We start from the raw sequence: 3,217 nt of genomic DNA, 5'->3' as shown, positions 1-3,217 counted from the left end.
TCAAGCCGCATGTGGCGCAGGCCTCGACCAACATGACGGTCATCACCAACCGCCGCACCTATTCCTTTCACCTGCGCGAAGGATCTATCCCGAGCCGCACCGGCATGTTCTTCGAGGTCCGCTTCCGCTACCCCGGCGAGGAACGCCGCGCGGTGGGCGCCACCCAGCCCAAAGGGTTCGAGGCCCCGCGTAACTACGCATATCGCGTCTCGGGCGAGGGCGATTTCCGCCCCAGCCATATCTATGACGACGGGCGCTATACGTATTTCGTCTTCCCGGAAAACGCCCGCCAGCCTGCCTTCTTCAAGGCCGATGACCAGGGCCACGAGCATACGGTGAACTGGACCCAACAGGGCAATACCGTCCGAGTGCTCGGGGTGAACACCTACTGGACGCTGCGCATCGGCGACGAGGCGATCTGTGCCGCGCGCGACGAAAGCGCGATCAACGTGAGCAACTGACCATGGCCGATCAAACCCCTCCCGATCTCCAGGACCGCCTCGATCAATTCAGCCAGCGCGGCAAATCCAAGCGCCGCGGCAACAGCCTCGGAGTCGGCGCGCTCGCCGCCGCCCTCGCCCTTGGCGGGGCCGGGGTGGCGTATTTCCTGGCGACCGGCTTGCGGACAAGTGACAGCGCGCTCGAGACCTCCGATGTCGAAACCTTCCAGGACCGCCGCCCTGGCACCGGCGGGCGACTGGAGTTTCCGCCCGACGAGACCGAGCAGCGGGTCAATGACGCGCTGATCGCTGTCGAGGAAGCGCTCGACGTGCCCGCGGCCCCTGCCCCCGAGCCAAGTGCCGAGGTGCTGGCCGAAATCGCCAAGCTCCGCGAAGCCCTCGCCGCTAGCCAGGCCGCCCGCAACTCGGAAATCCAGTCCGCCGTCGCGGACCTGCGCGAAGCCTTCGACGAGCAGAAGGCCGCGCTCGAAGCCATGCTGGCCGCAAAGGAAACCGAACTTGCCAACCTGCAGCGCCAGACCGAGTCCCGTATCGCCGGGTTGCAAGCCATGCTCGATGCCGAACGGGCACAGCGCGAGGGGCTCGAGTCCGAGCTCGACCGCGAAGGGCTGATCGCCGATCAACGCCTTCTCGAAGAACGCCGCCGTCAGGAAGAGGAACAACGCCAGCGCGAAGCCGAACGGGTCGCCGAAGAGCTTCTGACCGCGCAGATCAAATCCCCCGCCGTGGTCTACGCCGATGGTCCACGTGGTGGCCAAAGTGGCGCGGCAGTTGCCGATCCTGCTGCCGCTGGCACCGGGGGACCCGTGCTTTCCGGTAATGAGCAATTCCTGCAGACCGCCCGCCCGCTCGAGGTGCAGGAAGCCGCCCGCCTCGCTTACCCTGAGCGCACCCTGACCCAAGGGTCCGTCATCCAGGCGGCGCTTCAGACCGCCATCAACAGCGATCTGCCCGGGTCTGTCGTGGCGGTCGTCTCCGAACCGGTCCCGGCGTTTTCCGGGGACCAGATCCTGATCCCTCGCGGCTCCCGCCTTTTTGGCCAATATCGCTCCGGCATCGACATGCACCAGAAACGCATCCTGATCGTCTGGACCCGCGTCCTGACCCCGGACGGCACCTCGATGGAAATTGCGGCCGTGGGCGGAGACCAACTCGGGCGCTCGGGCCTCACCGGGCTTGTCGATACGAAGTTCGCCGAGCGCTTCGGCGGGGCGGCACTGATTTCCGTGATCGGGGCCGCGCCGGCCGTGGTGGCCGAGAGCGCCAACAACGAAACCACCAGCATCGTCCTGGGCGGTGTCGGCAGCGATCTTCAGGATGCCGTCGGTTCGGTGATCGCCGACCAGGTGTCGATCGCGCCGACGATCTATGTCGATCAGGGGGCCTCGGTCACCGTGCTGGTGGACCGGGATGTGGTGATCTACGGGGGTTCTGGTTCACAATGAGAAAGAAGCATCTGGTTTCGCGTTCGAGCCGCAGGCGAGAGGCAGCGAAACCAGATTCAATATTACCGGAACTACCGAATTGATGGATCAGGCGTCACCAGCCTCATACCTCGAGCGCTATCTCGACCCGTTCCGCGACCTGCTGCGGCGCGATGACGTGGTCGAGATCGCGATCAATCCGGACGGCAAGGTCTGGCTCGAGGTGGCGGGCGACGCCACCATGCGCCATGAAGGCCAGACCGTGGATCGCACCACCGCCCTCAACATGGCCCAGACCATCGTCGGCGATGCCAAGGCCCGCGTCTCTGAAAAGAACCCGCTCGTCTCCGGCAAGGTGGAATATGCAGGCCGCCCCCTCCGGGTCCAGGTCGCCGTGCCGCCCGCCATTGATCGCGGCGCCTCGATCACCATCCGCCTCTTTGCCTCGGGCAGCGTCCGGGACTACGCACCGGCCTATCTCTTCGGCAAGGCTGTCTCGCTCGATGCCCTCCGCGCCGAGAAGATGAAGAACATTGCCAGTCTCGCCGAAGAAAATCTCGAGGCCGCGCTGCAAACCCTGGTCGAGGCGCGGCTCAACGTCCTGATCAGCGGCGGCACCTCGACCGGTAAGACCACTTTTGCCCGCCACCTTCTGACCCACGTCAGCGAGCACGAACGGCTGATCACCATTGAGGACGCTTTTGAGCTGTTCCCGGGCCAACCCAATACCGTCGCCCTTCTGGCCGACCGCGGTTCCGGCTCGCAACGCAGTGCCAACGCCCTCCTGCAGGCCTCCCTCCGCATGCGCCCCGATCGGATCATCGTCGGCGAGTTGCGAGGCGCCGAAGCCCTGACCTATCTCGAGGCGATCAACACCGGCCATGGCGGGTCGGTCTCCACCATCCACGCGGAAACCGCGGAACTCGCCATCGACCGGCTGGCGATCATGGTATTGCAGGCGGGGACACCGCTGACCTTCGCCGAGATGCGGGAATACATCCGGAAATCCATCGATGTGATCGTGCAGCTTGGACGGGCCGAGGGGAAGCGGGGGATTACCGAGTTTTATTTGCCAAATCAAACAGTATAAGTAGACTTCGTGACTTGAGACCCGTTTCCTCCTCCATTGTGAGGTAGAGTCCGTCCCAACGAAGGAGGCGGACAGAATGAAGAGATCACGGTTCAGCGAAGAGCAGATCATCTCGCTCCTGAAGCAGCAGGAGAGCGGCGTTGCGACGGCGGACGTGTGCCGCGAGCTCGGGATCAGCTCGGCGACGTTCTACAAGTGGAAGGCGAAGTTCGGCGGGCTCGAAGTTTCGGATGCCAGGAGGC

4 protein-coding genes are annotated in these 3,217 nt (G+C 64.6%); all 4 read left to right on the top strand.

Annotated features, from left to right (window positions below; all coding sequences use genetic code 11):
- Positions 1–461: TrbG/VirB9 family P-type conjugative transfer protein (locus tag A3764_RS15925; RefSeq protein WP_150122232.1), on the top strand; the 461-nt coding region annotated here is incomplete at its 5' end.
- A 2-nt stretch (positions 462–463) separates the two neighbouring features.
- Complete coding sequence (locus tag A3764_RS15920) at positions 464–1,906, top strand: TrbI/VirB10 family protein (RefSeq protein ID WP_009804195.1); 1,443 nt, start codon at positions 464–466, stop codon at positions 1,904–1,906.
- 82 nt (positions 1,907–1,988) lie between these two features.
- Positions 1,989–2,975, top strand: a complete 987-nt coding sequence (locus A3764_RS15915) for an ATPase, T2SS/T4P/T4SS family (RefSeq protein ID WP_009804194.1) — start codon at positions 1,989–1,991, stop codon at positions 2,973–2,975.
- Between the two features lie 76 nt (positions 2,976–3,051).
- A partial coding sequence (locus A3764_RS15910) for a transposase (protein ID WP_150122231.1) occupies positions 3,052–3,217 on the top strand: 166 nt, incomplete at its 3' end.

Origin of the sequence: Sulfitobacter sp. HI0129, assembly GCF_001635395.1 — a bacterium.
Taxonomy (GTDB): Bacteria; Pseudomonadota; Alphaproteobacteria; order Rhodobacterales; family Rhodobacteraceae; genus Sulfitobacter.
The sequence above is the reverse complement of the archived record's forward strand: the minus strand, read 5'-3'. Positions and strand labels throughout refer to the sequence as shown.